This window comes from Corallococcus sp. CA053C, from assembly GCF_003611675.1.
In the GTDB taxonomy this organism is placed as follows: domain Bacteria; phylum Myxococcota; class Myxococcia; order Myxococcales; family Myxococcaceae; genus Corallococcus.
In genome coordinates this window covers 1-3,986 of sequence record NZ_RAWA01000611.1, presented here as the reverse complement: position 1 = coordinate 3,986, position 3,986 = coordinate 1, and the positions used below count along the sequence as shown (strand labels likewise).

At 67.9% G+C, this 3,986-nt stretch carries 4 protein-coding genes; 2 read left to right on the top strand and 2 right to left on the bottom strand.

Annotated elements, in window-relative coordinates:
- Positions 1 to 609, bottom strand: a 609-nt coding sequence (locus D7V97_RS40905) for a hypothetical protein (RefSeq protein WP_147445197.1), incomplete at its 3' end; no start/stop codon positions are given.
- A 654-nt stretch (positions 610 to 1,263) separates the two neighbouring features.
- Here D7V97_RS40905 and D7V97_RS40900 point away from each other — a divergent pair.
- The gene (locus D7V97_RS40900; protein WP_147445196.1) at positions 1,264 to 2,793 is read left to right on the top strand and encodes a hypothetical protein; all 1,530 of its coding nucleotides are present in this window, start codon (positions 1,264 to 1,266) and stop codon (positions 2,791 to 2,793) included.
- Between the two features lie 132 nt (positions 2,794 to 2,925).
- Positions 2,926 to 3,168, top strand: coding sequence for a hypothetical protein (locus tag D7V97_RS40895; RefSeq protein WP_147445195.1), 243 nt, complete (start codon positions 2,926 to 2,928; stop codon positions 3,166 to 3,168).
- A 387-nt stretch (positions 3,169 to 3,555) separates the two neighbouring features.
- Here D7V97_RS40895 and D7V97_RS45070 read toward each other — a convergent pair.
- A partial coding sequence (locus tag D7V97_RS45070; protein ID WP_158623562.1) for a hypothetical protein occupies positions 3,556 to 3,986 on the bottom strand: 431 nt, incomplete at its 5' end.

Here is a 3,986-nt window from a genome sequence, read left to right as displayed (position 1 = left end):
CGTCCAGAGTCCCTCGAAGGCCGCCGTGTTGATGTTGAGCGTGTCCGCGAACGACAGGCCCGTGGCGCCCCAGGTGGCCGTGTGGCTGCGCATGGAGCGGATGCGGAGCGGCGCCTCCGTGAAGTGCGTGTCCATCCGTCCCAGGTAGGTGACGACGAGCGTGTTCGTCCGGGGCTCGGCGATGAGCCCCGGACGCGCGTGCTTGCGCAGCACCCGCGCCGGTACGAGCCGGGCCACCGCCATGCACTCCAGCGCCGTCGTCCAGTGCACGCCCTCATCGAGCACCCGCTGCACCTCGGAGCGGAGGAAGCAGGCCAGCTCGCGCGGGGCCTCCAGCCGGGCGCGGACCTCCTTCAGGGAGATCTCAATCGGCACCGCGGAGCAGCCATTGCCCAGCGTCCGCCCGAGGCCCAGCATCCGCCGCAGGTCCACCGGCATGCGCAGGCGGATGCGTCCGTCCGCCGGGGACTCTCGCAGCGCCACGCCCGCGAGCAGCGCGGAGAAGAAGACCTCCGACGCCTGGAGGTCCGTGTCGCCCTGGGGAAGCGTGAGCCGTGCCGTGGCCGAGAGCGCGAGTCCGGCGGTGTCCCCGCTGCGGCGCAGCCCCATTCCCCGCTCCGCACGGCGCCTTCTCGTTCAAGACGCCCACCTCCAAGGCGCCAACCTCGAAGGCACCCACCTCGAAGGTTCCTACTTCCGTGCGACTTTCGTAGACGAAGATACGACGTGACCGGACGACTTCACTCCCGCACTGCGGAGATCTGAGGGAGTGCGGCCTGAAGCGTCCGAGTGATTCGTAGAACTTGGGCCCCACTGATGAGCACGAATACAACGTGGCGCGGATCCCCCCTGCGCCCCGCCAACCCTGAGGAGATGGCGGCGCGCTGCCGAGCAGATGAATGGCTTCTGCGTCGGCCTGAACGCGAAAGCCAGCCAGGGTTCGCGGAAGCGGGCGACTCGCAATGTCTTCAAACGGCAAGTTCTTGCCAGTCGGCAATGGCCGGCAAGGCGTTCCTGGCAAGACCTTGCCGTCCGCATGCGCCCCCAACGCAGGCGAGCGACGGGAAGCCTGTTGGGGGTGAGAGCTGAATCGAAGGAGCGAGCTCCGCCGCCTTACTTTTCGAGTGATTGCGCGGCAGTACGAGCACCGCTCCTGCCGCGAGCACCGTTGGCATGCGTGCTGCTACTGCACCCGGCGGGGGGCGCACCGGCATGCCGCCGGGCAACCATCCCTGATGAAGACAGTCACAGGAGAGGCCAGTCATGAGCGAAGCAATGTCTAAGGGCAGCGCGAAGCAGAGCATCTTGGATGGCAATCAGCTCACCTCGGCGGTTGCCGCGGTCCGGACCATTCCGCCGGACCGGCGCATCTACGCCCTGGGCGTCATCACGGGGACCTTCCACATCTACAACACGGGCCGGCCCGCGGGTGGCAACACCCAATACCATCTGACCATCACCCATTCGGGCTACTCCCAGCGCTCCCTCGCCCCCGGTGGGACGGACACCTTCAACGGGGGCGGCAACACCGTGTTCATCCAGAATGACGGTCCCAGCGCGCTGCAGGTGCTCTCCAACGGGAACCAGCTGGAGCGCCCGAAGAGCTCTCCCAACCTGTTCATGCAGTCGCTCGTAGCGCGTCCCTCGGACTCGCTCCTCGGCTCCACTGGCGACGACGCCATGAACACGCTGCAGGACAAGTGGTACAACGCCCTCGTCGCCGGCCTGGGCCTCAACGCGAATACGTTCCAGCTGCTCCAGAGCAGCGCGCCCCTGCCGTTCACCTCGATGGGCATCTGGAACATCTTCAACAGCATCCCGCCCGACTCGCTGACCCAGGTCTTCTCCCAGTCGAGCTTCAACAGCTTCTACGACACCTACCGGGCCGTGGTCATGAACCTCATGCCTCCGGACGGGGCGCAGTTCCGCCAGACGCTTGGGGATTCCTACCCGGCGTGGCAGGCCGCCCAGAAGGCGCTCAAGCCCGGCACGAACGTGCTCAACGCGTTCAATGAGTGGGCGCAGCTCAACCTCGACCCGGGCACGGCCACGAAGGCCTCCATCCAGTACCAGCAGCTGCTCAACGGCACGGTGGGCCTGGCCGTGAAGAACGTACTCAACCCGGCCTACATCGATGCGAACAACGGTCCCATCTTCAGCAAGACCATCCAGAACCTCAAGGATGAGCTGACGCAGGCCCCCCAGCGCACGCTGTCGTTCGACAGCTCCACGGCCTCCTCGGACGTCTCACACACCTGGGCCTCGGGCAGCATCAGTGGTGCGTACGATTTCTTCCGGGCTGGGGCGGGCGGCGACTTCGACCAGCTGAACACGAAGGCGTCGAGTTCGAAGGTCACGGTCCAGGCCTCCTTCGGGCGGGTGCTCTCGTTCGCCGCGGCTCCGGGCGGCTGGTACAGCTCCGCGGCGCTCAGCCTCGGCTACCGCACCCCGGACAACACCGTGTGGACACCGGGGCAGCAGCCGGACTGGGAGTCCACGTTCGGCGGCAACGGCAACCTCAAGCGTCTGTCGACGGAGCTGGTCGTCGTGGACGGCATTGACGCGACCATCACCTCGTCCGCGACCTTCAGCTCGAGCGAGCAGCAGACGATTACGGGCTCTGCGTCCGCCGGCTTCTGGCCCTTCTTCAGCGCCTCGGCCTCGGGCGGCCAACAGACGAGCGTCAGCTTCGACAGCTCCGGCGCGATGACGCTGCGCATCTCGGTGCCCAAGGGCAATCCGCAGGTGCTGGGCGTCAACGTCCTGCCCATCCAGCAGGCGCTCGGCGGATAGCGGATGGACGGCCAGTGGGGAGGCCCCAGACCTCCCCACCGCTCCCGGTACGGCCCGCGCCGTACCGGGGAGCACCTTCGCGACACTCGCGGAAGCGGGGCAACTCCACTCATCACCGTGAAGGTGACAGAGGTGGCACCCGACGAGGAGGGCGGCGGGCTCTACCTCGCGGTAGAGCGCGGGCTGCGTGAGGTCCACCAGGGAGTCACCGTGCGCATAAAGGGCACGGAGGCGACGGCAAAGGTGACAAGCGTGGAGCCCACGGCGTCGCTGCCCATCTTCATCAGCTTCCACTCACCGGCCTTCGCTCCGAAGGAAGGGGATATGGTGGAGCTGCTGCCCCGTCCGGGTGGGTTGCCAGCACTCATCGCATAGACGCATCGCCCGGGGCCGGCCTCCATGCGCGGCCCCGGCTCCCTCCTGCGAGGGATTGAATTTCAAGCAAAACGGGCCTAAGCGGCCATGCATGCACGGTCGGAACACCCGATTCTTGGGCATGCGCGTGGCGACACTCGCGCTGGTGGACGCGGGCTGCGGTGGCGGTGCGCATGCCCGGGCGAGCGCCGCCGAGCCCAGCGCCACCTCGGTGTACCTGGCCCAGGCGCAGTGCGGCCCCCAGGACTCCACCATCAGCTGCTGCGTGAAGAAGCACCCGGGCAACCCCATGCGCTGCGGGGCCACGGACTTCGAGGCAGAGGAAATCCTCTTCGCCGCCAGGGTCGCCAAGGAACTTGCCCGGGAGGACCTGCCGGAGTGGAAGCGCTACTGCATGAACGAGTACGCGAAGTGCCAGGAGCTATACTTGGCTTCGCGCGCTGCCCACGGGGCTGCCACGTATTGGAAGACCAGTTCATCCGGCTCGTGCTGGTGGAGGCGGATGCCCGTCGGAAGAAAGCCGGCCGCGAGGAGCACCGGCGTACCCTCGGCCACCCACTGGGGCTCGCCCATGGGCAGGTGGATGAGGTCCACGCGCGCCCGCTCCGACGTGAGCGCCGGCGTGCCCTCCGCGCTGAAGCCCACGAGGCCCCGCCGCTCCAGACGCAGCGACGCGTTCCAGTCGAGCGGACGCAGCACGGCGCCCTCCCTCCATGCCCGGCGCTCCAGCGGCGTGAAGGCCACCGACTCCGCGAGCCCCACCCCGGCCAGGATGGACGCGAGCCACTCCCCCCACGGGCCCTCGGGCAGGTAGCGCC

Coding starts and splice junctions, on each gene's coding strand:
- D7V97_RS40900 (WP_147445196.1), top strand. CDS start 1,264: ATGAGCGAAGCAATGTCTAAGGGCAGCGCGAAGCAGAGCATCTTGGAT.